Origin of the sequence: Constrictibacter sp. MBR-5 (genome assembly GCF_040549485.1) — a bacterium.
Classification (GTDB): domain Bacteria; phylum Pseudomonadota; class Alphaproteobacteria; order JAJUGE01; family JAJUGE01; genus Constrictibacter.
Genome location: NZ_JBEPTK010000014.1, coordinates 67,378 through 88,023 on the forward strand (window position 1 = coordinate 67,378; position 20,646 = coordinate 88,023).

At 70.8% G+C, this 20,646-nt stretch carries 25 protein-coding genes; 14 read left to right on the forward strand and 11 right to left on the reverse strand.

Annotation, left to right across the window (positions count from 1 at the left end; genetic code table 11):
• Nucleotides 1-27: 27 nt before the first annotated feature.
• Nucleotides 28-1,248: a CaiB/BaiF CoA transferase family protein gene (locus tag ABIE65_RS22405; RefSeq protein ID WP_354080818.1), complete on the reverse strand. Its 1,221-nt coding sequence runs from the start codon at nucleotides 1,246-1,248 to the stop codon at nucleotides 28-30.
• 309 nt (nucleotides 1,249-1,557) lie between these two features.
• Between ABIE65_RS22405 and ABIE65_RS22410 the strand changes: the two genes are divergently transcribed.
• The 5 genes from ABIE65_RS22410 (at nucleotide 1,558) to ABIE65_RS22430 (ending at nucleotide 6,074) form a co-directional block, all read left to right on the forward strand.
• Complete coding sequence (locus ABIE65_RS22410; protein ID WP_354080819.1) at nucleotides 1,558-2,424, forward strand: ABC transporter ATP-binding protein; 867 nt, start codon at nucleotides 1,558-1,560, stop codon at nucleotides 2,422-2,424.
• Between the two features lie 27 nt (nucleotides 2,425-2,451).
• Nucleotides 2,452-3,444, forward strand: coding sequence for an ABC transporter substrate-binding protein (locus ABIE65_RS22415; RefSeq protein ID WP_354080820.1), 993 nt, complete (start codon nucleotides 2,452-2,454; stop codon nucleotides 3,442-3,444).
• Nucleotides 3,445-3,517: 73 nt separating this feature from the next.
• Nucleotides 3,518-4,333 (forward strand): ABC transporter permease, encoded by an 816-nt coding sequence (locus ABIE65_RS22420; protein ID WP_354080821.1) that lies wholly within the window; start codon nucleotides 3,518-3,520, stop codon nucleotides 4,331-4,333.
• Nucleotides 4,334-4,758: 425 nt separating this feature from the next.
• Nucleotides 4,759-5,073: a hypothetical protein gene (locus tag ABIE65_RS22425; protein WP_354080822.1), complete on the forward strand. Its 315-nt coding sequence runs from the start codon at nucleotides 4,759-4,761 to the stop codon at nucleotides 5,071-5,073.
• On the forward strand, nucleotides 5,070-6,074 hold the full coding sequence (locus ABIE65_RS22430; protein WP_354080823.1) for a CobW family GTP-binding protein: 1,005 nt from the start codon (nucleotides 5,070-5,072) through the stop codon (nucleotides 6,072-6,074). The genes ABIE65_RS22425 and ABIE65_RS22430 overlap by 4 nt, the downstream gene beginning before the upstream one ends.
• 9 nt (nucleotides 6,075-6,083) lie before the next feature.
• On the opposite strand, the gene ABIE65_RS22435 is transcribed toward ABIE65_RS22430, so the two are convergent.
• From ABIE65_RS22435 to acdA, 5 genes are all read right to left on the reverse strand, one after another.
• Nucleotides 6,084-6,530, reverse strand: coding sequence for an NfeD family protein (locus ABIE65_RS22435; RefSeq protein WP_354080824.1), 447 nt, complete (start codon nucleotides 6,528-6,530; stop codon nucleotides 6,084-6,086).
• Between the two features lie 5 nt (nucleotides 6,531-6,535).
• Entirely contained in the window at nucleotides 6,536-7,537 is a 1,002-nt protein-coding gene (locus ABIE65_RS22440; RefSeq protein ID WP_354080825.1) for an SPFH domain-containing protein, read from the reverse strand.
• A 90-nt stretch (nucleotides 7,538-7,627) separates the two neighbouring features.
• Nucleotides 7,628-8,047, reverse strand: a complete 420-nt coding sequence (locus tag ABIE65_RS22445; RefSeq protein WP_354080826.1) for a PIN domain-containing protein — start codon at nucleotides 8,045-8,047, stop codon at nucleotides 7,628-7,630.
• Nucleotides 8,034-8,261 (reverse strand): hypothetical protein, encoded by a 228-nt coding sequence (locus tag ABIE65_RS22450; protein ID WP_354080827.1) that lies wholly within the window; start codon nucleotides 8,259-8,261, stop codon nucleotides 8,034-8,036. Before ABIE65_RS22450 ends, ABIE65_RS22445 begins: the two co-directional genes overlap by 14 nt.
• A 69-nt stretch (nucleotides 8,262-8,330) precedes the next feature.
• Complete coding sequence (gene acdA / locus ABIE65_RS22455) at nucleotides 8,331-9,530, reverse strand: 3-sulfinopropanoyl-CoA desulfinase (protein ID WP_354080828.1); 1,200 nt, start codon at nucleotides 9,528-9,530, stop codon at nucleotides 8,331-8,333.
• Between the two features lie 239 nt (nucleotides 9,531-9,769).
• Between acdA and ABIE65_RS22460 the strand changes: the two genes are divergently transcribed.
• The 8 genes from ABIE65_RS22460 to ccmI all read left to right on the forward strand — a co-directional run bounded on the left by ABIE65_RS22460 (nucleotide 9,770) and on the right by ccmI (nucleotide 14,947).
• Complete coding sequence (locus tag ABIE65_RS22460) at nucleotides 9,770-10,186, forward strand: hypothetical protein (protein ID WP_354080829.1); 417 nt, start codon at nucleotides 9,770-9,772, stop codon at nucleotides 10,184-10,186.
• A 154-nt stretch (nucleotides 10,187-10,340) separates the two neighbouring features.
• Nucleotides 10,341-10,979, forward strand: a complete 639-nt coding sequence (gene ccmA / locus ABIE65_RS22465; protein WP_354080831.1) for a heme ABC exporter ATP-binding protein CcmA — start codon at nucleotides 10,341-10,343, stop codon at nucleotides 10,977-10,979.
• Entirely contained in the window at nucleotides 10,976-11,641 is a 666-nt protein-coding gene (ccmB, locus tag ABIE65_RS22470; RefSeq protein WP_354080832.1) for a heme exporter protein CcmB, read from the forward strand. Before ccmA ends, ccmB begins: the two co-directional genes overlap by 4 nt.
• A 9-nt stretch (nucleotides 11,642-11,650) precedes the next feature.
• Entirely contained in the window at nucleotides 11,651-12,406 is a 756-nt protein-coding gene (locus ABIE65_RS22475; protein WP_354080833.1) for a heme ABC transporter permease, read from the forward strand.
• 3 nt (nucleotides 12,407-12,409) lie between these two features.
• On the forward strand, nucleotides 12,410-12,631 hold the full coding sequence (ccmD, locus tag ABIE65_RS22480) for a heme exporter protein CcmD (protein WP_354080835.1): 222 nt from the start codon (nucleotides 12,410-12,412) through the stop codon (nucleotides 12,629-12,631).
• A 2-nt stretch (nucleotides 12,632-12,633) separates the two neighbouring features.
• Complete coding sequence (locus ABIE65_RS22485) at nucleotides 12,634-13,194, forward strand: DsbE family thiol:disulfide interchange protein (RefSeq protein ID WP_354080836.1); 561 nt, start codon at nucleotides 12,634-12,636, stop codon at nucleotides 13,192-13,194.
• Nucleotides 13,194-13,685 carry a cytochrome c-type biogenesis protein gene (locus tag ABIE65_RS22490; RefSeq protein ID WP_354080837.1) on the forward strand — a complete coding sequence of 164 codons (492 nt, stop codon included), beginning with the start codon at nucleotides 13,194-13,196 and terminating at the stop codon, nucleotides 13,683-13,685. The genes ABIE65_RS22485 and ABIE65_RS22490 overlap by 1 nt, the downstream gene beginning before the upstream one ends.
• Nucleotides 13,682-14,947, forward strand: coding sequence for a c-type cytochrome biogenesis protein CcmI (gene ccmI / locus ABIE65_RS22495; RefSeq protein ID WP_354080839.1), 1,266 nt, complete (start codon nucleotides 13,682-13,684; stop codon nucleotides 14,945-14,947). Before ABIE65_RS22490 ends, ccmI begins: the two co-directional genes overlap by 4 nt.
• Here the strand turns inward: ccmI and cofD are convergent.
• From cofD to ABIE65_RS22520, 5 genes are all read right to left on the reverse strand, one after another.
• Nucleotides 14,944-15,900: a 2-phospho-L-lactate transferase gene (gene cofD / locus ABIE65_RS22500; RefSeq protein ID WP_354080840.1), complete on the reverse strand. Its 957-nt coding sequence runs from the start codon at nucleotides 15,898-15,900 to the stop codon at nucleotides 14,944-14,946. The two genes, ccmI and cofD, sit on opposite strands and share 4 nt — an antisense overlap.
• On the reverse strand, nucleotides 15,897-16,664 hold the full coding sequence (cofE, locus tag ABIE65_RS22505; RefSeq protein WP_354080842.1) for a coenzyme F420-0:L-glutamate ligase: 768 nt from the start codon (nucleotides 16,662-16,664) through the stop codon (nucleotides 15,897-15,899). Before cofE ends, cofD begins: the two co-directional genes overlap by 4 nt.
• Before the next feature lie 82 nt (nucleotides 16,665-16,746).
• Nucleotides 16,747-17,418 carry an NADPH-dependent F420 reductase gene (npdG, locus tag ABIE65_RS22510; RefSeq protein WP_354080843.1) on the reverse strand — a complete coding sequence of 224 codons (672 nt, stop codon included), beginning with the start codon at nucleotides 17,416-17,418 and terminating at the stop codon, nucleotides 16,747-16,749.
• Nucleotides 17,415-18,347, reverse strand: a complete 933-nt coding sequence (prpB, locus tag ABIE65_RS22515) for a methylisocitrate lyase (RefSeq protein ID WP_354080844.1) — start codon at nucleotides 18,345-18,347, stop codon at nucleotides 17,415-17,417. The genes npdG and prpB overlap by 4 nt, the downstream gene beginning before the upstream one ends.
• Nucleotides 18,348-18,486: 139 nt before the next feature.
• Nucleotides 18,487-19,383 carry an alpha/beta hydrolase gene (locus tag ABIE65_RS22520; RefSeq protein ID WP_354080846.1) on the reverse strand — a complete coding sequence of 299 codons (897 nt, stop codon included), beginning with the start codon at nucleotides 19,381-19,383 and terminating at the stop codon, nucleotides 18,487-18,489.
• Between the two features lie 178 nt (nucleotides 19,384-19,561).
• Here ABIE65_RS22520 and ABIE65_RS22525 point away from each other — a divergent pair, with 178 nt between their 5' ends.
• Nucleotides 19,562-20,566 (forward strand): tripartite tricarboxylate transporter substrate binding protein, encoded by a 1,005-nt coding sequence (locus tag ABIE65_RS22525; protein WP_354080909.1) that lies wholly within the window; start codon nucleotides 19,562-19,564, stop codon nucleotides 20,564-20,566.
• Nucleotides 20,567-20,646: the final 80 nt, after the last annotated feature.

Genomic DNA, 20,646 nt, shown 5'->3' on the forward strand with positions numbered 1-20,646 from the left:
GATCCGGTCCTAGATCACGCCCCGGTCCTAGATCACGCCCTTGGCGCGCAGCGCCGCGACCTCCGCCTCTGTCAGGCCGAGCAGGCCGCGATAGACGTCGTCGGTCGCCTCGCCGAGGGCCGGCCCGAGGCGCGCGACGCGGCCGGGCGTCGCCGACAGGCGCGGAACGACGCCGGGAATGGTCACCTCGCCGACTTCCGGATCGGAGATCCGCAGCAGGTTCTCGCGGGCAGCGAAATGGGGATCCTGGAAGATCTCGTCGATCGAGTGGATCGGGCCGATCGGCACCTCCGCGGCGAGGCACCGCTCCATGACCCGGTCGCGCGGCATCGAGCGCGCCCAGTCCCCGACCATGCCGTCGACCTCGTCGCGGCGGCGCAGCCGTTCCTGCACCCTGCCGAAGCGCGCCTCGGAGGCGAGGTCGCGGTCGCCCATCGCCGCGGCGAGCCGGGCGAACATCTTGTCGCTGGTACAGGCGATGGCGACCCAGCGGCCGTCGCCGCACTGGAAATGGCCGTGCGGACAGGCGTTGGCCGTGCCCATGCCCTCGCGGCCGCGCACCGTGCCGTCCGCCGCATAGGCCGGGGCGAGTTCGTCGAGAACGCGGAACACCGGCTCGTAGAGGGCGACGTCGACCACCTGCCCCCTGCCGGTGGCGTCGCGCGCCCGGAGCGCCATCAGCACGCCGATGGCGCCGTACATGCCCGTCATATAGTCGCCGAGCGAGGTCGAGCCCGGCGTCACCGGCGGGCCGTCGGGCATGCCGGCCAGATGCGTCAGGCCGCCGAAGGCGTGGGCGATGCGGGCGAAGCCGGGCCGCTCGCGGTTCGGACCGGTCTGGCCGTAGCCCGACACGCGCAGCATGACGATCCCGGGATTGACCGCGGCGAGGGCGTCGTAGCCGAGGCCCCACTTCTCCATCGTGCCCGGCCGGAAATTCTCGCAGACCACGTCGGCGTCGGCGACCAGCCGCAGGAACAGCGCCTTGCCCTCCGGATGGCGCAGGTCGAGGGTCACGGACCGCTTGTTCCGCGCCTCGGTCAGCCAGGCGAGCGAGCTGTCGTCGCGCGCCGACGGCGTTCCGTAGCGGCGCCAGGGGTCGCCGGCGCCCGGCTGTTCGATCTTCACGATCTCCGCGCCGAACTCGCCGAGGATCGAGGCGGCGAAGGGTGCGGCGATGAAGGTCGCCACGTCGAGCACGCGCACGCCCGTCATCGGCAGGGCGGAGGGCTGGGCGGGGTCGCTCATCGGAACTCCGGCGGTTCGCGCTGTTTCACACTTCTAACGCGCCTGCCGCGGCGCGCAAAGCCGGACAGCGGAGACCCGCGGGCCAAAGGCGCGCACCATCGCGACAGGCGGCTTCGAGAGAAAATTATCGGCACGACAGACCTGAATGGACAAAGAAATTTCTTTTGCGGCGCACCATCTTGCACTGCGAAAAGAATATCTTTTCTTTAGTGGCCCCCACGGCGACCGCAGGCGCCGAGGAAAGAGGAACGACAGTCGCACGATCGGATCGCGCCGGCGCCGGCAGATACCGCAGAGGACGGTGAGGCAATGCTCGTAGAAGCCCGAACGACGGAGAACGGCGCGGCCGGCGCCGCACACGGAACGGAACCGTGGACGGGTCAGGGCCGAGCGCCGGCTCTGCGCCTGGAAGGCGTTTCCAAGAGCTTCGACCTTCGCGGCGGCGAACGGCTGGAGGTCCTGCGCGGCATCGACCTGAACGTCGCGCACGGCGGCATCGCCGCCCTGCTCGGCCGGTCGGGCTGCGGCAAGTCCACCCTGCTGCACATCGTCGCCGGCCTGACCGAACAGGATTCCGGCGAAGTCTGGATCGAGGGCAAACCGGCGTCGACGTTCCGCGAGAGCGGCTCCGTCGGCTACATGTTCCAGGACGACCGCCTGCTGCCCTGGCGCACCGCGCTCAACAATGTCGCCCTCTCCCTGGAGCCCGGGAACATGGGGCGGCGCGCGCGCCTGGATCGGGCGCGCGAGATGCTGGAGATGGTCGGCCTCGCCGGGTTCGAGAACGCCTATCCGAACGAACTGTCGGGCGGCATGCGCAGCCGCGTCGCGCTGGCGCGCAGCCTGGCGCCGCGGCCCGGCATCCTGCTGATGGACGAGCCCTTCTCGCGGCTCGACGCGCAGACGCGGTCGGCGATGCACGCCGAACTGGTGCGGCTGCGCGACCTGCTCGGCATGACGGTGCTGTTCGTGACGCACGACATCGAGGAGGCGGCGGTCCTGGCCGAACAGGTGACGGTGCTGGCACCGCGGCCGGGGCGCATCGTCGAACGGTTCGACCTGGACCGCTCGCCGCCGCCGCGCGACGGCACGTCGCCGGAAGCGGTGGAAACCGCGCGGGCGCTGAAGGCCGCACTGGGCGAACCGCCCGCCGAGAGCGACGGCGCCGGGCACTAGGGACACGAACGGGAGACGGAGAGCATCATGAAGTTCAGGACAATCGCCGCTGCGGTCCTCGCACTGTCGGCCGGGACGCTCGCGGCCGGCGCCACCACCGCCACCGCCGAACCGCTGCGCGTCGCCTACTGGAGCAGCGGCTTCAGCCTCGGCTTCGGGGCCGTGCTGGAACAGGAGAAGTTCCTGGAGAAGGAAGGGGTCGAGGCGACCTACCGCAAGTTCAGCGAGGTCGCCGCACCGGCCCAGGCCGTGCTGAATGGCGACGTCGACGTCGCCTTCGCGGCGCCCGCCGCCGCCGCCTTCAACCTGGGTCAGCAGGGCGCCCCGATCCGGGTGATCCTGGCGACGCAGATCCTGGAAGGCCGGATCGTCGTGCCGGCGGACAGCCCGATCAAGACGCCGAAGGACCTGGCCGGCAAGAAGGTCGGCATGTCCCGTCCGGGCAGTTCGACGCACGCGGTCGCCACGACCCTGCTGAAGACGCTCTACGACGTCTCGACGAACGATTATGCGGTCGTGCCCGGTAACGAGGGGCAACTCGCCCAGTTGATCGCACGGGGCGACATCGACGCGGCCGCCCTGCGCAACGTGACGATCGCGCAGATCGCCAAGGGCAGCGTGCGATCGATCGCCGACATCGTGCCCGACTGGAAGAAGATGACCAAGGGCGACGCGCCGCCGATCCTCGCGGTGGCCCTGACGCGCGCCGACGTGGTCGAGAAGCGGCCGGAAGACCTCGCCGCCCTGGTCAAGGCGATGCGCGCCGCGACGGCGTGGGGCAGCGCCAATCCCGAAGGGGTGGCCGAGCATCTGGTGAAGGCCGCCAACATGGACGCCGACGCCGCCCGCAACTACGCCGAGCTCTGGGACGTCATCTACACGTCCTCCCTGGCCCCGGAAGACGTCGCCGCCCTGAAGGCGGAGAACCGGATCTTCGTCGACTCCGGCGCCACGAAGGGCATGGCGCCCGACACGCTCTACGCCACGGGGCCGTTCGAGAAGGCCACCGCCGGCAAGTGACCATCCGCCGCCGACCCTCGCCCGCACGTCAGAGGCGGGAGCCGGCGGCAAGCCTTCAGACGCAGGAGACCTTATGACGAGCGCAAGCACGTCCCCGACGAGTGCAAACGCGGGGGCGACGCCGGGCCTGTCGACATTCGTCCCGGCGCTTCAGCGCCTGGGGCTGCTCGCCTTCATTCTCGCGATCTGGTGGGTCGGCTCGCTCAACACGCCGGCCTATGTCCTGCCCGGACCGCTCGCGGTGGCGCAGGCGGTCGGCGATCTGGCCGGCACGGAAACCTTCCTCGTCGACATCGGCGCCACCCTGGGTCGCGTCGCGACGGGGTTCGGGATCGCGCTGATCGTCGGCGTGCCGCTGGGCATCGTGTTCGGCGCGAACCGCACGATCGGCAATTTCTTCGAGCCGCTGCTGCCGATCCTGAACACCGTCTCGTCGGCGATCTGGGCGATCTTCGCCATGCTGTGGTTCGGCCTGTCCGACATGGCGACGATCTTCGTCGTGCTGATGACGGCGATGCCGCTGATCATCACCAACACCTGGCAGGGGACGCGCAACGTCAGCCCGGAACTGGTCGAGGTGGCCGAGTCGCTGCGCTTCGGCCGGACGGCGATCCTGCGCAAGATCTACCTGCCGTCGATCCTGCCGCACATCTTCTCCGGGTCGCGGCTGGCCTTCGCCTTCGGCTGGCGCGTCAGCCTGGTCGCCGAGACGCTGGGCGCCTCCAGCGGCGTCGGCTATCGCCTGCGCCAGGCGGCGGACCTGTTCCAGGCCGACCAGGTATTCGCGTGGACGGTGCTGATCATCTCGATGATGGTCGCGGTCGAGGTCGGCATATTCCGGCCGGCGGAGCGCTATCTGTTCCGGTGGCAGAAGGCGCGGAGCGTTTAGGGCCGGTCGCCCGCGCCAAGGGGCCGCGCGCTGTGGTAGCCTATCGGCCTGTCCATCACGCGGGATCGATCGCATGGGGGAAACACCGAGGGAGCGTAGGGCAAGCCTGGAGCGGTGGCTCCGTGAGGAGGTCGTCCCGACCTACGACAGGATGATGACGGATCCGGGTCGTGGACTGCCGGCTGCCGACGTCTTCGACGCCGTCCGCGCGCGGCATGCGGCGAGATTGCAGGAACGTAGCAGGCAGCGGCCACCTCTCGGTCAGTGGCTCGTCACGCATCTGCCCCGGGGAGCAGAGCTTCCCGAGATCGAGCGGCAGGATCCGCCTCGGTCCTTACCCTTCGACGACGACGAAGCATGACCGGCATGCCCGTCCCCTCCGCCGGGATGCGCCCCTCGCAGATCCGCCGGATGCATTTCGGGGCATGATGTCCGCAGTCGGTCACAACACGCACCTCCGGCTGCTTCTCGCCGGCTGCCTCGATCTGTGGGGCGTAAGCGGTACGGTCGAGGCTATGGGCGAAGAGCAGGCCGAGATCCGCACGCTCGACGGCACCATCCACGTCCGGCGCATTGCAGGCGGGTGGCAGGTCACCGCGCCGGCCGTCGCCGGCGAGCCGCCCGCGACCTGGGCGCATGCGTCGGTCGGGCCGATGCTGCGCAGCCTGCGGGTGCTGCTGGCGCCGGACCAGCCGCATGCCCGCCTGATCGTGGCGCGGGCACCGGGAGCGGAGGCATGAACGACGCGACGGAGGGGCGCCTGCCCGTCACCGTCCTGACCGGCTTCCTGGGCAGCGGCAAGACCACCCTGCTCGGTGCCCTGCTGAAGCGGCCGGAGCTGTCGCGCACGGCGGTGATCGTCAACGAGTTCGGCGAGATCCCGCTCGACCACGAACTGGTCGAGTCCAGCGACGAGCAGATCGTGCAGCTGTCCGGCGGCTGCCTGTGCTGCGCGCTGCGCAGCGACCTGGGCATCACGCTGGCCGGCCTGCTCGACCGGCGCGCACGCGGCGAACTGCCGCCGTTCGAGCGCATCGTCATCGAGACGAGCGGCCTCGCCGACCCGGCGCCGATCCTGCACCAGCTGATGACGGATCCGGGCCTCGCCTCGCGGCTGGCGGTCGGCCGCACCGTGACAATGGTCGATGCGCCGACGGGCGAGGCGACGTTGGGCCGCCATCCCGAGGCGCGCAAGCAGGCGGCGATGGCGGACCGGCTGCTGATCACCAAGGGCGACGTGGCGGCGGAGCGCGTGCCGGCGCTGCGGGCGGCGCTGGCGGCGCTGAACCCGACCGCGGTCCAGGCGGACTGCCTGCACGGCGGGATCGATCCGGCGCTGGTCATCGGCGATGCGGAGGAGCCGGAGCGGGCATTGCCGGAGAGCGTGCTGCTGGAAGCCGGGCACAGCGACGGCGTCGGCAGCTTCGCCATCGTGCGCGACGCGCCGATCGGCGCCGTGGCGCTGCTGCTTTTCCTGCAGACGCTGGCCGAGGTCTGCGGCGAGCGGCTGCTGCGGGTGAAGGGCATCGTCGCACTGGCCGAGGCGCCGGACAGGCCGGCCGCCATCCACGGCGTGCAGCACGTCTTCCACGAGCCGCGGTGGCTGGAGGGCTGGCCCTCGGCGGACCGGCGCTCGCGCCTGGTCTTCATCACGCAGGGCTTGTCGCAGGCGTGGGTGGAGACGCTGCTGGGCGTGATCGAGGCCGAGGCGGCGGAGGCGGGCTCGGGCCGGGCACACTGACCCGGCTGTCTACGGCAGCGCCTCGATCCGCAGCACGGCGCCCTCGACGCCGACGACGCGGACCCGGGTGCCGGCGGCGAGGTCGCCCCCCGCGGTGACGTAGCTCCAGACGCCGTCGCCCACCTTGACCCGGCCCCGACCGTCCACGCTCGGCGCGTCCAGGGTGAAGTGCTGGCCGACCAGCTTCCGGCCGCGGCGGTTCAGGTCCGGATGGTCGCTGTCGCCGTCGCGCACCCGGAAGAAGCCACGGCCGCCATAGACCGAAGCCACCGAAAGTACCGCGAACAGCACCAGCTGGATGCCCCAGGGCAGAGCCGGCAGGAGGAGCAGGACGAAGCCGATGACGACGGCGGCGATGCCGATCCACAGGAAGAACACGCCCGGAACGAGAATTTCGACGGCACCGAGCAGGGCGCCGAACGCCATCCAGTGCCAGTAGTCGATCTGCTCCAGCATGGGGGTCAGCCGGTGAAGCCGGACGGCGGGACGGAGCCGCCCTGGCGGAGGCCCCCGGCGGCGCGCTCGACGAGACCCGGCGGTACCTGACCCGGGAAGGCGCCGCGCGCGATCTCGGCGATGCCGCCGATGGCGCCGATGACGCTGGCCGCCTCCAGCGGCATCAGCACGACCTTCTGGTTGTTCGCCGTCGCGATCGCCTGCAGCGCCTCGACGTATTTCTGCGCGACGAAATAGTTGATCGCCTGGGCATTGCCGCCGGCGATGGCGGCGGAGACGAGTTCGGTCGCCTTCGCCTCCGCCTCGGCCTCGCGCTCGCGCGCCTCGGCGTCGCGGAAGGCGGCCTCGCGGCGGCCCTCGGCCTCCAGGATCGCCGACTGCTTCAGGCCCTCGGCCTTCAGGATCTGGCCCTGCCGGTCGCCCTCGGCCTCGAGGATGGTCGCGCGCTTCTCGCGCTCGGCCTTCATCTGGCGCGCCATGGCGTTCACCAGTTCGGTCGGCGGCTCGATGTTCTTGATCTCGATGCGGGTGATCTTGACGCCCCAGGGATTGGTCGCCTCGTCGACGACCGTCAGCAGCTTCGCGTTGATGACGTCGCGCTGCGACAGCAAGTCGTCGAGGTCCATCGAGCCCATGACCGTGCGCAGGTTGGTCATGGTCAGGTTCATGATGGCGAACTCGAGCTGGCGCACCTCGTAGGAGGCCGCCACCGGATCGAGCACCTGGTAGAAGACGACGCCGTCGACGCCGACCATCGCGTTGTCGCGGGTGATCGTCTCCTGCGAGGGGATGTCGAGCACCTGCTCCATCATGTTCATGCGGGCGCCGATGCGGTCGATGAAGGGAACGATGATGTGCAGGCCCGGCGGCAGGGTGCGCGTGTACCGGCCGAACCGCTCCACAGTGTACTCGTAGCCCTGGGACACCGTCTGGACGCCCATGAAGACGGTGAGGACCGCCATGACGACGACGATGATCGCGAAGATTTCGAAAGCGCCGAAGCCCATGCCTGTCTCCATCCGCCGTTTGCCGCGGGACGATGCAGACCTACCGGAATAGCGTTAACGGCACTTTACCGGGATCGCAGCGACGGCGCGTCAGTCCCCGGCAAATGGATTGACGATCAATAACTGTTCGAACCGCCGGCCGGTCTGCAGATCTTCGCTGAAGAGCGTTTCACACCCTGCACCGACAGCCGCCTCGACGATCAGCGCGTCCCAGAAAGAGAGGCGGTCCCGCTGCTCCCGGACGATGGCGGCGCGGATCATCGGTACGTTGACCTGGAGCACGCGCAGCGTCGCCCAGAGATCCACGCGACGACGGGCGATATCGGGCCGAACACCCAGCTTCCGGGTTGCCGCCGCGTAGTATTCCTGCAGTACCTGCGTCGAGATCACGCCTTCGCCGGACCGGCGCAACCGCTCCCACAGGACCCTCGCCGTCGCCTGCTTCTCGGGTGCATCCGTGGCGTCGAGATAGAGAAGAACGTTGGTGTCGAGGAAGCTACCGCCGGGCATGCAGTTCGTCGCGGTCGAACGTCCAATCGCCGATCCGTCCGGTCGTCTCGGCGGTCAACCGTGCCATCTCGGCGCAATCCCGGTCGGCGCTCCCTCCGCCGGCCAGCTGTTCGACCGTCTCGCGCAGGACCTGATCCAGGCTCTTGTTCATCGCCCGGGCGGCTTCGGCGGCACGCTCGGCAGTCGGTTCGTCAATGGTGAGGACGATGTCCATCCGCATTCCCCGGAAAGTCGGTGCCGAACGCAGGATATGGACGATCGCCCGGATACTGCAATCTCACCGCTACTCGGCCGCCTTCTTCACGTAGCCGTCGCGGGACTGCGGCAGCTTCTTCTTCAGGATGCCGCCGGCGACCACCGTGCGCAGGATCTCCGCCGTGCCGCCGCCGATGGTGAACATGCGGACGTCGCGCACCATGCGCTCCACCGGATTGTTCCGCGAATAGCCGCGGGCGCCGAAGATCTGGAGCGCCTGATTGGCGACCTCGATGGCGGATTCCGAGGTGAAGACCTTGGCTTGCGCCGCCATCACCATGTCGGGGAAGCCGCCGGGCGGTGCGCTGGCCGCCGCCTTGTAGACCAGCGCCTGGGACGCGGCGAGCTTGATCGACATGTCGGCGAGCTTCCACTGGATGCCCTGGAACTCGTTGATCGGCCGGCCGAACTGCTCGCGCGTCTCGCTCCAGTCGAGGGCCAGTTCGTAGGCGCCCTGGGCGATGCCGAGCGCCACGGTCGCAGCACCGACGCGCTGGCTGTTGTAGGCGTTCATCAGGTCGGCGAAGCCCTTCTTCAGGCCGCGCGGCGGCATCACCAGGGCGGAAGGCGGCACCTCCATGTCCTCGAAGGCGATCTCGGCCTCGGGGATGCCGCGCAGGCCCATGGTGGGCTCGCGCTTGACGATCTTCAGGCCCTCGGTCTCGTCGCGGATGGCGAGGAAGCCGCCGATCCCCTCCTCCTCGCCCTTCTCGTCGAAGACCCGGGCGAAGATGAGGTGCAGGCGCGAGACGCCGCCGCCGGTGATCCAGTGCTTGGCACCGTTGATGACGTAGCGGTTGCCGCGCTTGTCGGCGCGCGTCGTCATCTCGGTCGCGGAACTGCCGGCGCCGGGCTCGGTGATGCAGATGGCCGGCTTGTCGCCGTCGAGCACCATGCCGGCGGCGAGTTGCCTCTGCTCGTGGGTGCCGTAGGCCATGACGGCGGAGATGGCGCCCATGTTGGTCTCGACGACGACGCGCCCGGTGACCGAGCAGGCCTGGCTCATCTGCTCGGTGACGAGCACGGCGTCGAGATAGGAGAGCCCCTGCCCGCCATATTCGGTCGGGATGGTCATGCCGACGAAGCCGCCGTCCTTCAGCCGCTCGACATTGTCCCAGGGATACTGCTCGGTGCGGTCGACCTCGGCGGCGCGGCCCCTGACGGGCCCCTGCGCGAGTTCGCGCGCACGCGCCTGGAGTTTCAGCTGCTCGGGGGTGAGGGCGAACATGGAGCATCCTCCGGCCATGGTTCGACCGTTTGTAGCGGTCGCCCGGGATGATGTCGACGGGAGGTGCCGGAAGGCCGCTGGCCGATCCCGCGCGCTCGCGATGGGGACGTGTTACCAATGCCCGTCTTACCAATGCCCGTCGGTGATCCGGCCAAGCGTGCCTCGATCCAAAGGGAAGCAAGTTGCCGCTACATCCTTTGGTTACCGCGAGCCTCGTCCTTGTCGGAGGCGTTGGTGTCGTGGCGGCGGGGTACATCGCCCTCCGCGATGACTGCTTCGCGCTATCGTGGCGAGACGTCACCTTCAGAGATGCGATCCAGTCCGAGCTGAGGGAACCCGGCAACGCGGTGACGCTGACTTCGCTTCTCGGCGACTGGCGTCGCGCCTGCATCATCGGCCCTTATCAAGGGCGGCGGCGCATCACCGACCGGCTCGGCGCGCCCGTCCCAGCCGGTCCCTGGAGCGTGTCCGACGCCTTTTGGGGGATAGCCTTCATCAACGGCAATGGTGATGTGCAGGTCGTCAAAACGTTCAGGGACATCGACTACGAAGGCGATTCTTCGAGATGCGTGGATGCCGGCGGCGGCGCAGCTCTCGTCAGACTCGATAGCGGCGCAGACGGCGGTTCCGGATTCTGGCACGTGACGCTGAAATAGGTGCCGGCCGGCCGATGCCGTCATCGGCTCGGTTCGAGCGCCCGCACGCCGGCGACAGGCCGGCCCCTGTCGCGGACGGCGCGACATCGGGCGCATGTGACAAGGCGGGCGAAGCCCCATAGGCTGCCGCGGTCATCGGCGAAGACGGGACGAGATGTTCGAGGGGCGTGACCTTGCCTGCCTGCGCGGCGAGCGGCTGGTGTTCGGCGGGGTGGATTTCGTCCTCTCCGCCGGCGAGGCCCTGCTCGTGACCGGCGCCAACGGCAGCGGCAAGTCGAGCCTGCTGCGCGTCATGGCGGGACTGCTGCGGCCGGCGACCGGCACGCTGCACTGGCGCGGCCAAGCCGTGGCCGAGGACCGCGAGGCTTTCGCCGCGGACCTGCGCTATGTCGGCCACCTGGACGCGATCAAGCCGGTGCTGACGGTGGCGGAGAACCTCGCCTTCTGGGCGCGGCTGGCGGGGCACGGGCCGGACGCCGTGGCGCGCGGCCTGGAGGCGCTCGGCATCGGCCATCTGGCGGGATTACCGGCGCGGGTGCTGTCGGCGGGACAGCGGCGGCGGCTGGGGCTGGCGCGGCTGATCGCGGCACCGGCGCCGCTCTGGCTGCTGGACGAGCCGACGGTGGCGCTCGACACGGCGTCGGTCGCGGCGGTCGAGGCGGCGATCGCCGAACACAGGGCGGCGGGCGGGATCGCGGTCGTCTCGACCAACGCGCCCGTCAGCCTGCCCGAGGCAAGGCGGCTGGTAATGGACGACGCCGAACCCGTCGAGACCGTGGCGGACGGCTGGTGAGCGGCCTCGTCACGATCCTGCGGCGCGACCTGGCGCTGGCCAGCCGGCGCGGCAGCGAGGCCTCACTGGCGCTGCTGTTCTTCGTGCTGGGCACCGTGCTGTTTCCGCTCGGCATCGGGCCGGACCCCAACATGCTGGCCCGCGCCGGGGCCGGCCTCCTCTGGGTGATGGCGCTGCTCGCCTCGCTGCTGTCGATCGAGAAGCTGTTCCAGGCGGACTGGGAGGACGGCAGCCTGGACCTGCTGGTGCTCTCCGGCCTGCCGCTCGCCGGGATCGTGCTGGCCAAGACGGCGGCGCACTGGCTGGTCACCGGCCTGCCGATGGCGATCGCCTCGCCGCTGCTCGCCCTGCTACTGAACGTCGATGCGAAGGGGGTGGCGGCGCTGTCGCTCGCCCTGCTGCTCGGCACGCCGACGCTGAGCCTGATCGGCGCGGTTGGTGCGGCGCTGACGGTGGGGGCGCGGCGCGGCGGCGTGCTGCTGACGCTGCTGGTCCTGCCGCTCTACATTCCGGTGCTGATCTTCGGCGCGGGTGCGGCGGAATCGGCCGTTGCGGCCCAAGGCGCCCGCGCCCATCTGCTCGTCCTGGCTGCGTTTCTGCTCGCGGCGCTGCCGCTTTGCCCCTGGGCTGCCGGCGCCGCGCTGCGGCAGTCCGTGGAGTAGCGACCAGAGATGCACCGCTTCGCGAACCCCAACCGGTTCCTTCGCCTCGCGGCAGCGATCGTGCCGTGGAGCGCGGCGGCCACCGTCCTGCTCTTCGGCGTCGGGCTGACCTATGCGCTGGTCCTCTCGCCGCCGGACTATCAGCAGTCCGAGACGGTGCGGATCATGTACGTGCACGTCCCGGCCGCCTGGATGGCGATGGGCGCCTACGCCTTCCTGGCGCTGGCCAGTGCCGTCGCCATCGTCTGGCGCCATCCGCTCGCCGACCTCGCGGCCAAGGCCTGCGCGCCGATCGGCGCCGGCTTCACCGCCATCGCCCTGGTCACCGGCGCGCTCTGGGGGCAGCCGACCTGGGGCACATGGTGGGTGTGGGACGCGCGCCTCACCTCGGTGCTGATCCTGCTCTTCCTCTATCTGGGCTACATGGCGCTCTGGAACGCCTTCGACGACCAGAGCCGCGGCGCGCGGGCGGCCGGCATCCTGGCGCTGGTCGGCGTGGTCAACCTGCCGATCATCAAGTTCTCGGTCGACTGGTGGAACACGCTGCACCAGCCGGCCAGCATCACGCGCATCGGCACGCCGGCGATCCATCCGGCGATGCTGACGCCGCTGCTGCTGATGGCCGCGGCCTATGTCGCCTTCTTCGTCACGCTCCTGCTGCTGCGCACGCGCGCCGAGATCGCCGCGCGCCGGGTGCGGACGCTGCAGATCGCCCACAGCCGCGGCCCGGCTGCCGCCGCCATGCACGAACCGGGATATTCCTGAGCCATGGACAGCCTCGCCTCCTTCCTGCAGATGGGCGGCTACGCCTTCTACGTCTGGACCTCCTACGGGGTGACGGCGGCGGTGCTGGCCGGCCTGCTGGTGGCGACGCTGCGGACGCTGCGCGCCGCCGAACGCACGGCGGCGATCCTGGAGCGTGACCTGCCGCGCCGCCGCCGCGGCCGCGCCGACGGGATCGGCACCGGGACGCCGACGGGCCGCGATTGAGCATGCGGCGCCTCGCCTTCTTCCTGCCGGTCCTGCTGTTCCTGGGCGTCGCCGGCTACCTGCTGGTCGGGCTGTGGCTCGACCCGCAGCGGCTGCCGTCGGCGCTGATCGACCAGCCGGTGCCCGAGTTCGCCCTGCCCGCCCTCGCCGGTCGCACCGGCGGCGGTGCCGACAGGGAACGCGGCCTGTCGACCGCCGACCTGAAGACCGGCGGTGCGAAGATCGTGAACGTCTTCGCCTCCTGGTGCCTGCCGTGCCGCGCGGAGCATCCGATCCTGACGGAGTTGGCGGAGACGGCGGGCGTGCCGGTCCACGGCATCAACTACAAGGACGTGCCGGCCGCCGCAGCGAAGTGGCTGGCGGATCTGGGCGACCCCTTCGCCGCGATCGGCTCGGACCGCGACGGTCGGGTGGGGATCGACTTCGGCGTCTACGGCGTGCCGGAGACCTTCGTGATCGATGGCAACGGCGTCATCCGCTATCGCTATCCCGGCCCGCTGACGCCGGAGGTGGTGAAGCGCGAACTGCTGCCGGCCCTGCGGGCGGCAAAGGAAGCGGGCTGATGCGGCGCCTGCTGATCCTGCTGGCTCTATTGATCACGGCGCTGCATGCCCCCGGCCCCGCCTCGGGTCCCGCGTGGGCGGTACAGCCCGACGAGATCCTGGCCGATCCGGCGCTGGAGCAGCGCGCCCGGACGCTGGGCAAGGAGCTGCGCTGCCTCGTCTGCCAGAACCAGTCGCTGGACGATTCCAACGCCGACCTGGCGCGCGACCTGCGCCTGCTGGTGCGCGAGCGGCTGAAGGCCGGCGACAGCGACCAGGAGGTGCTGGACTATATCCACGCGCGCTACGGCGATTTCGTGCTGCTGCGGCCGCCGATGCGGCCGGGCACCTGGCTGCTCTGGTTCGGGCCGGCAGCCGTGATCCTGCTGGGCGGCGCCGGGATCGTGCTGTTCTTCCGGCGGCGCGGCGGCACGGCGGAGAGACCGGCGCCGCTGTCGGAAGCCGAGCGCGGCCGACTGGCGCGCGTCCTGGGCGACGAGGATCCGTCGTGACCGATCCGCTCTTCTGGATCGCCGCCGCCCTGCTGTCCGGCATCGTGGCGCTGGTCCTGGCCCGCCCGCTGCTGCGCGCCCGCCGCGCCGAAGACGTCTCGCCCGCTCAGGACCACGCAGCCAGCGACATCGCCGTCTACAGGGCGCAACTGGCCGAGGTCGAGCGCGACCTCGCGCGCGGCGTGCTGGCGGCCGGTCAGGCGGAAGCGGCGCGTATCGAGATCCAGCGCCGCCTGATCCGTGCCGGCGAACGCGCCGAGGCGGCGCCGGCCGGCGCCGGGCGGCGCATGCCGAAGCCGGCGGCCTGGGCGATCGCGCTGGCGGTGCCGCTCGCCGGGGTGGCCCTCTACATGGCCATCGGGACGCCGGGCGCGCCGGACATGCCGCTGAGCGAGCGGATCGCCGCGGCGCAGAGCCGGGACGCGGAGGAGCGTGCCCGTTTCGAGACGCTGACCGCGGACCTGCGGGAACGCCTGCGCGACCGGCCGGACGACGTTACCGGCTGGATTATGCTGGGCCGGTCGGAGCGGCTGCTCGGCCGCTACGCGCCCAGCCTCGCGGCATTCGAGACGGCGCTGAAGGCGGCGGGCGGCCCGGCCGCGGCACCGGCCGACCTGCTGGCGGATATCGGCGAGTCGCATGTCTACACCGCCAACGGCAGGGTCGACGGGGCGGCGCGCGGCTGGTTCGAACGCGCCCTCGCCCGCGATCCGTCGCACCTGAAGGCGCGGCACTATCTGGCGGTCGCCCGGTCGCAGGCCGGCGACGACCGCGGCGCGCTCGCCCTGATGCGCGGCATCGAGGTCGAAGCGCCGGAGAATGCACCCTGGCTGCCGGCGCTGCGCCAGCGGATCGCCCAGCTGGAGACGCGGATCGGTCCGGACGCCGCCTCGGTGCAACCGGAGCGGCCGTCGGCACCTGCCGCGCAGCCGGGGGGACCGTTCGCCGGTGCCGTCGCCGAGCGCGGACCGGACCGCGAGACGATGGCAGCGGCGGCGCAGATGTCACCGGAGGAACGCGAGGCCTTCATCCGCGGGATGGTGCAGCGGCTGGCCGACCGGCTGGCGGCGGAGCCCGACGACCCCGACGGCTGGGTGCGCCTCGGCCGGGCCCGCACGGTGCTCGGCGAGCCGGACGAGGCGAAGGCCGCCTACGAGAAGGCCGCGGCGATCTGGCGGGAACGGCTGGAAAATACGGCCGCGGACGCCCCGGACCGCGCCGAAATCGAAGGCCGGCTGCGACAGGTCGAGCAGCTGCTCTAACGTCGCAGCCGATCCGCCAGGGACAGGACGGCGCGGGCGACGGCCGTCTTCGTCTCCAAATCGGTCATTACGGTCTGCGCCACCGCCACCGTCAGCCCTTCGGCTTCGAGGTCCGATGCGAGGGCGGCGTCGGCCTCGTCCAGGAGGTAGCCGTCGAGGCGGATGCGCGAGCGGTAGTGCCGGGCGACGGCCGACGCGCTGACTTCGAATCCCAGTTCGGCCAGCATCTTGGCGGTCGGCCCCTTCACCGCCGCGCCGCCGACCACGGGCGAGACGGCGACGATGGGCGCCTTTACGTCGTTCAGCGCCTCCACGACACCCGGGATAGCCAGGATCGGATCGATGCTGATGAAGGGGTTGGAGGGGCAGATCACGACCGCGGCGAGGCCGGGGTCGGCGAGCGCTTCGGCGAGTGCGGGGGACGGACGCGCGGCGGCGGCGCCCTCGAAGCGGAAGCCGGTGACGCGTGGCTCGCAGCGCAGGCGCACGAAATAATGCTGGAAGGGCAGCGGGCCGTCGGGCGTCTCGACGACCGTGCGGACCGGCTGGTCGGTGGCGGGCACGATGGACGGGCCGATGCCGAGGCGGCCGCAGAGCGCCGCCGTGACCTCCGACAGCGTCTCGCCGGCGCGCAGGCGGCGGGTGCGTTCGGCGTGCAGGGCGAGGTCGCGGTCGCCGAGGTTGAACCAGGTGTCGCCGCCCAGTTCGCCCAGGGCGGCCATGAAGTTCCAGGTCTCGCCCTGGCGGCCCCAGCCGCGCTCGGTGTCCGACAGGCCGGAGAGCGTGTAGGTCAGCGTGTCGAGGTCGGGGCAGATGGTCAGCCCGAGATGCTCGAAATCGTCGCCGGGGTTGGCGGCGATCGTCAGGTCGGCGTGCGGCACCACCTGGGCGAGGCCGAGCGCCAGCTTGGCGCCGCCGATGCCGCCCGACAAAGCGAGGATGCGGACCGTCACCGGAAGAGGTCCATTTCCTTCGGCCGCACCAGGGCGGCCGCCGACTGATCGGAGGCGCTGAATTCCAGTCCGCGGACCAGGACGACCGGCGTCGCTTCCGCCGCCTGCCCCATCACCAGCGAGCCGGCGGCGGCGATCTCGTCGGCCTGGCCGACCGTGGTGACCTGGAGCGCGCGGCCGAACAGGTCGGGATGGCCGCGCAGGTCGGTCAGCGGCTCGATGCCGTAGCTGCCGATGGCGACGCCCACGGTGCCGTTGCGCCAGGCGCGGCCGTGGCTGTCGTTGATCACCACCGCCGCGCGCGCGCCGGTCCGCTCGGCCAGTTCGTCCGACAACCGCCGGGCCGATCCGTCCGGATCGCGCGGCAGCAGCAGCACGAGGTCGTCGGTGCCGATCTGCTCGATGTTGGAATGGTCGATGCCGGCATTGGCGGAGACGAAGCCCAGGCGGTGGGCGACGACGATGACGCCCGGCCGGAAGCGTACGACCTCGCTCGACTCGTCGAGGATGACCTGGACCATGCGGGGGTCCTTGGCCGTCTGGGCGGCGAGCGCCGCGGCGTGCGGCCCCGGCGTCACCGTCCGCAGGTCGACATAGCGATTCTCGGCCTTCGAGACGATCTTCTGCGCGACGACGAGGACATCGCCGGAGGCGAGCGCCTCGCCCGCCGCCGCGACCGCGTGCAGGATCAGTCCCGCGAGGTCGTCTCCGGGGGAGACCAGCGGGATGCCCGGCAGGGCGGTCATGGTGACGCGGCGGGTCATCGGCACCCTTCCAGGCGGCCCTGCGAGGTTCCGGGCGAGGTTCCGGCGCGGACGTCGTTTCGGGCGGGAGAAGCCGCCGCGGTCACACCCCCGGCTTTCCGGTGATGCGGATGCCGGCGCCCTCGATCTTGTAGCGGCGGTTGAGGGTGATCAGCACCGACGTCAGCGCCTCGGCCGCGGCGGAGTTCGCCAGCGGCCCGGCATGCCAACCGCGCAGGCCGGCCGCCTCGACCAGGGCCATGACGGCGTCGCGCGCCGCGGCCTTGTCGCCGCAGACCAGCACGTCGCACTCGATCTCCAGATCCTCGTCCTGGAGCTTGGCCGCCGCCACGTCCTGGAAGGCGGAGACGACCTGGACGCCCTCGCCCAGCAGCCGCTGCGCGATGACCGCCGCACAGCCCTCGGACGGAAGCTGCACCGTGCCGACCTTCGGCGGCTCGAGCGGGACCGTGGTGTCGACGAAGATCTTGCCCTGGCAGGCCGCGCGCACGCTCTCGATCGTCGAGGCGTGGCTGGACCACGGCACCGTCATGACGACGATGTCGGCGGCGGCCGCCGCCTCCGGGTTCGCCATGCCGCGGATGTCGCTGCGGCCGCTGCGGGTGTTGAGCTCGGCCGCGGCCGCCTCGGCCTTCTCGGCGCCGCGCGAGCCGATCACGAGCGGATAGCCGGCGCGCGCCCAGCGCCGCGCCAGTCCGGATCCGAGATCGCCGGTGCCGCCGAGCACTGCGACGGTGGGCCGACCTTCACTCATTTACGTCCTCCGGTGGGTGTGCGTACGTCGTCGGGAACCACGCTGCGGGCGACCGATGCGTCGAGCGCCTCGTAGTCGTGGTAGCCGATGGTTTCGTAGAGTTCGGCGCGCGTCTGCATGCCGTCGAGCAGGGCGGCGGCACTGCCGGCACGGGCCAGCTCGGCATAGAGGCCTTCCATGGCCTTCGCGGCGATACGCAGCGAGGAGACCGGCCAGATCACGATGCGGCAGCCGAAGGATTCCAGCTGGTCGGCGGTGAAGTAGGGCGTGCGGCCGAACTCGGTCATGTTCGCCATGACGGGAACGGGCACCGCCGCGCAGAAGGCGCGGAAGTCCGCCTCGCCGGTCAGGGCGTCGGGAAACAGGATGTCGGCGCCGGCCTCGGCATAGAGGCGGGCACGGCGGATGGCGCCGTCGAGGCCTTCCGACGCCGCGGCGTCGGTGCGGGCGATGATGCGCAGGTGCGAGCGCGCCCGCCGGGCGGCGGCGACCTTGGCCGCCATGTCCTCGGGCGACGCGAGGCGCTTGTCGTTCAGGTGGCCGCACTTCTTCGGCAGGATCTGGTCCTCGATCTGGACCGCGGCGGCGCCGGCATCCTCCAGTTCGCGCACGAGGCGCATGACGTTCAGCGCCTCGCCGTAGCCGGTGTCGCCGTCGACGATGAGCGGCAGGCCGGTGGCGCGCGCGATGCTGCGCGTCGAGGCGCAGAGTTCCTCCATCGTCAGCACGCCGAGGTCGGGCAGGCCGCGCGCCGCGGTCACCGCGCCCCCCGAGACGTAGAGGCAGCCGAATCCGGCGCGCTTCGCCAGCAGGCCGGCCATGGCGTCGTGCGCGCCCGGAACGCGGACGATCCCGGGCTGCGCGAGCATGGCGCCGAGCCGCTCGCCCGCCGGCGCCGCCTCCCAGAAATCAGCCGTCAGCCACGTCATCGCCGTCTCCGCCCGAAACCGTCCAGCCGCGCCCGGCCGAAGCGCGCGCAGTGAAGCACGCTTTCCGGCGAAGGTCACCAGGACGGCTGGGCCGCCGGGAGGGAGGCCGTCAGCCGCCTGTTCGTCAGCCGCCCATGCTTCAGCCGCCCGTCCGCTCGCGCACGAAGGCGCCGGCGCGTTCGATGGCGTCGCGGCCTTCCGAGAGGATGGGTGCGAACATGTGCCAGACGTGGACCATGTCGTCCCAAGGCTCCAGCACAACCTCGACGCCCGCGGCGCGCGCCCTGTCGGCGAGGCGGACGGCGTCGTCGAGGAGGCACTCGGCCGTGCCGACCTGGACCAGCAGCGGCGGCAGCCCCTTCAGGTCGGCGTACAGCGGCGAGGCGAGCGGCATCTTCGGGTCGGCACCGGCCAGATACTGATCGGCGAACCAGGCGATGACGGGCGGCCAGATGACCGGGTCGACCTCGGCCTTCGACTGCATCGTGGCGCCGGTGCCCTCCATGTCGGTCCAGGGCGAGATGCACACGCCGCCCGCCGGCATTGCGTCGCCGTCGTCCTGAAGCACCACCAGGGCCGAGACCGTGAGGCCGCCGCCGGCGGAATCGCCGGCGATGACCGTGCGCTCCGCTTTCGCACCGCGGGCGATCAGCCAGCGATAGGCGCCGACCGCATCCTCCACGGCCGCCGGGAACGGATGCTCAGGCCCGAGGCGGTAGTCGAGCAGGAGCACCTGGGCATCCGCCGCCCGCGACAACGCGTAGGCGAGGTTGCGGTGCGTGTCGCAGGAACCGATCACGTAGCCGCCGCCGTGCAGGTAGACGATCCAGCGATCGGACGCGGCAGCCTCCGGCGCGGCGACGATCTCGGCCGGACAGCCGCCCGCGGAGACCTTCTCCACACGCGCGTCGCCGGGTGCGGGAAACTTCTCGCCCAGCAGTTCGTAGCGCGCGCGCATCTCGGGCACCGTCGGCTGCTCGGGCCGGCCGCGGTCGCGCATGGCCTGGATCAGAGTCGCCAGTTCCGTGGCCGTCATTCTCGTCCTCTCCCCTTGTGGCGCGGGCCGGCGACGTGGACAGGCCGGGCCCTCGCCCTATGATAGCCCCTCGTACCGGCGGACGATAAACGCCCCGTCCGACCGGGTCAGATGCCAATCATCGTGGAGGCCAACCCGGTCCCATCGCAAGGGACATCGAGGGAGGAGTGGAGTGAAGATGCGTATCATAAAGTCCGTCGCCGCAGCCGCTGCGGCGACCGCGTTCGTGTGCGCCGGTGCCGCACAGGCGCAGGAATTCAAGGACGTCAAGGTTCCGCAGACCATCAACGTCGTCGTCGCCTACAGCGCGGGCGGCAGTTCGGACGTGCTGGTGCGGACGGCCCTGCCCTATTTCGAGCAGGCGATCCAGGAACTGAGCGGCCAGAAGCCGAACATGATCGTCAAGAACGTGCCGGGCGCCGGCGGCGAGGTCGGCTGGGCGACGATGGCTCGCGCCGAACCCGACGGCAGCACCATCGGCATCATCAACCTGCCGAGCATCGCCATCATCCAGGCGTCGCGGAAGGTGCCCTACGCGCCCTACACCGAGACCTTCGTGCCGATCGGCGTGGACGTGATCGACCCGAACGTCATCACCGTCAACGACCAGTACAAGGGCCTGAAGGAGGTCATGGAGCAGGCCAAGAAGGAGCCGGGCTCGGTGACCATCGGCTCGGACGGTCCGCTGTCGGACGACCATCTCGGCGTCTACGCCATCCAGGACGCGACGGACACCAAGTTCGCCTTCATTCCGTACAACGGCTCGGCGCCGGCCAACCGCGCGTTCCTGTCGAAGGAAGTGGGCGTCAGCGTCGGCAACGTCATCGACTACATGCAGACGAAGGATTCGTCGGTGGACGCCGCCATCCTGGCGGACGAGCGCTATGCGATGATCCCCGACGTGCCGACCTTCAAGGAGAAGACCGGCATGGACGTGACCACCGGCGGTTCGACCCGCGGCTGGGTCACCCTGAAGGGAGCCCCGGAGAAGCTGGTCGAACTCTACCGCGCCGCGTTCCAGCGGTTCGCCCAGAACCCGAAGTGGCAGGAAGACGCGAAGAAGCGCAACGTCACCCTGGTCGAGCCGAAGGTCGGCGACGAATTCGGCGCGATCATGAAGCGCACCAGCGACGACGTCGATCGCCTGCTCGAGTACTTCAAGCAGGGCGGCTACCTGAAGTAGGCCGCACGGCGGGCCGCCGCGCGCGGCCCGCCCGCGCTCCGGGCGCCGCAGGACGCGGCGCCCGCTTCTCCTTACACATT

What these genes read in the sequence shown, in the direction of transcription:
- prpB (WP_354080844.1), bottom strand. Translation starts at nt 18,347, where the DNA reads ATGACGTGGCTGACGGCTGATTTCTGGGAGGCGGCGCCGGCGGGCGAG.
- ABIE65_RS22440 (WP_354080825.1), bottom strand. Translation starts at nt 7,537, where the DNA reads ATGGGCTTCGGCGCTTTCGAAATCTTCGCGATCATCGTCGTCGTCATG.
- ABIE65_RS22525 (WP_354080909.1), top strand. Translation starts at nt 19,562, where the DNA reads ATGCGTATCATAAAGTCCGTCGCCGCAGCCGCTGCGGCGACCGCGTTC.
- ABIE65_RS22490 (WP_354080837.1), top strand. Translation starts at nt 13,194, where the DNA reads ATGCGGCGCCTGCTGATCCTGCTGGCTCTATTGATCACGGCGCTGCAT.
- acdA (WP_354080828.1), bottom strand. Translation starts at nt 9,530, where the DNA reads ATGTTCGCCCTCACCCCCGAGCAGCTGAAACTCCAGGCGCGTGCGCGC.
- ABIE65_RS22415 (WP_354080820.1), top strand. Translation starts at nt 2,452, where the DNA reads ATGAAGTTCAGGACAATCGCCGCTGCGGTCCTCGCACTGTCGGCCGGG.
- ABIE65_RS22435 (WP_354080824.1), bottom strand. Translation starts at nt 6,530, where the DNA reads ATGCTGGAGCAGATCGACTACTGGCACTGGATGGCGTTCGGCGCCCTG.
- npdG (WP_354080843.1), bottom strand. Translation starts at nt 17,418, where the DNA reads ATGAGTGAAGGTCGGCCCACCGTCGCAGTGCTCGGCGGCACCGGCGAT.
- ccmA (WP_354080831.1), top strand. Translation starts at nt 10,341, where the DNA reads ATGTTCGAGGGGCGTGACCTTGCCTGCCTGCGCGGCGAGCGGCTGGTG.
- ccmD (WP_354080835.1), top strand. Translation starts at nt 12,410, where the DNA reads ATGGACAGCCTCGCCTCCTTCCTGCAGATGGGCGGCTACGCCTTCTAC.
- cofE (WP_354080842.1), bottom strand. Translation starts at nt 16,664, where the DNA reads ATGACCCGCCGCGTCACCATGACCGCCCTGCCGGGCATCCCGCTGGTC.
- ABIE65_RS22520 (WP_354080846.1), bottom strand. Translation starts at nt 19,383, where the DNA reads ATGACGGCCACGGAACTGGCGACTCTGATCCAGGCCATGCGCGACCGC.
- ABIE65_RS22420 (WP_354080821.1), top strand. Translation starts at nt 3,518, where the DNA reads ATGACGAGCGCAAGCACGTCCCCGACGAGTGCAAACGCGGGGGCGACG.
- ABIE65_RS22450 (WP_354080827.1), bottom strand. Translation starts at nt 8,261, where the DNA reads ATGGACATCGTCCTCACCATTGACGAACCGACTGCCGAGCGTGCCGCC.
- ABIE65_RS22405 (WP_354080818.1), bottom strand. Translation starts at nt 1,248, where the DNA reads ATGAGCGACCCCGCCCAGCCCTCCGCCCTGCCGATGACGGGCGTGCGC.
- ABIE65_RS22410 (WP_354080819.1), top strand. Translation starts at nt 1,558, where the DNA reads ATGCTCGTAGAAGCCCGAACGACGGAGAACGGCGCGGCCGGCGCCGCA.
- ABIE65_RS22445 (WP_354080826.1), bottom strand. Translation starts at nt 8,047, where the DNA reads ATGCCCGGCGGTAGCTTCCTCGACACCAACGTTCTTCTCTATCTCGAC.
- ABIE65_RS22425 (WP_354080822.1), top strand. Translation starts at nt 4,759, where the DNA reads ATGATGTCCGCAGTCGGTCACAACACGCACCTCCGGCTGCTTCTCGCC.
- ABIE65_RS22475 (WP_354080833.1), top strand. Translation starts at nt 11,651, where the DNA reads ATGCACCGCTTCGCGAACCCCAACCGGTTCCTTCGCCTCGCGGCAGCG.
- ABIE65_RS22430 (WP_354080823.1), top strand. Translation starts at nt 5,070, where the DNA reads ATGAACGACGCGACGGAGGGGCGCCTGCCCGTCACCGTCCTGACCGGC.
- ABIE65_RS22485 (WP_354080836.1), top strand. Translation starts at nt 12,634, where the DNA reads ATGCGGCGCCTCGCCTTCTTCCTGCCGGTCCTGCTGTTCCTGGGCGTC.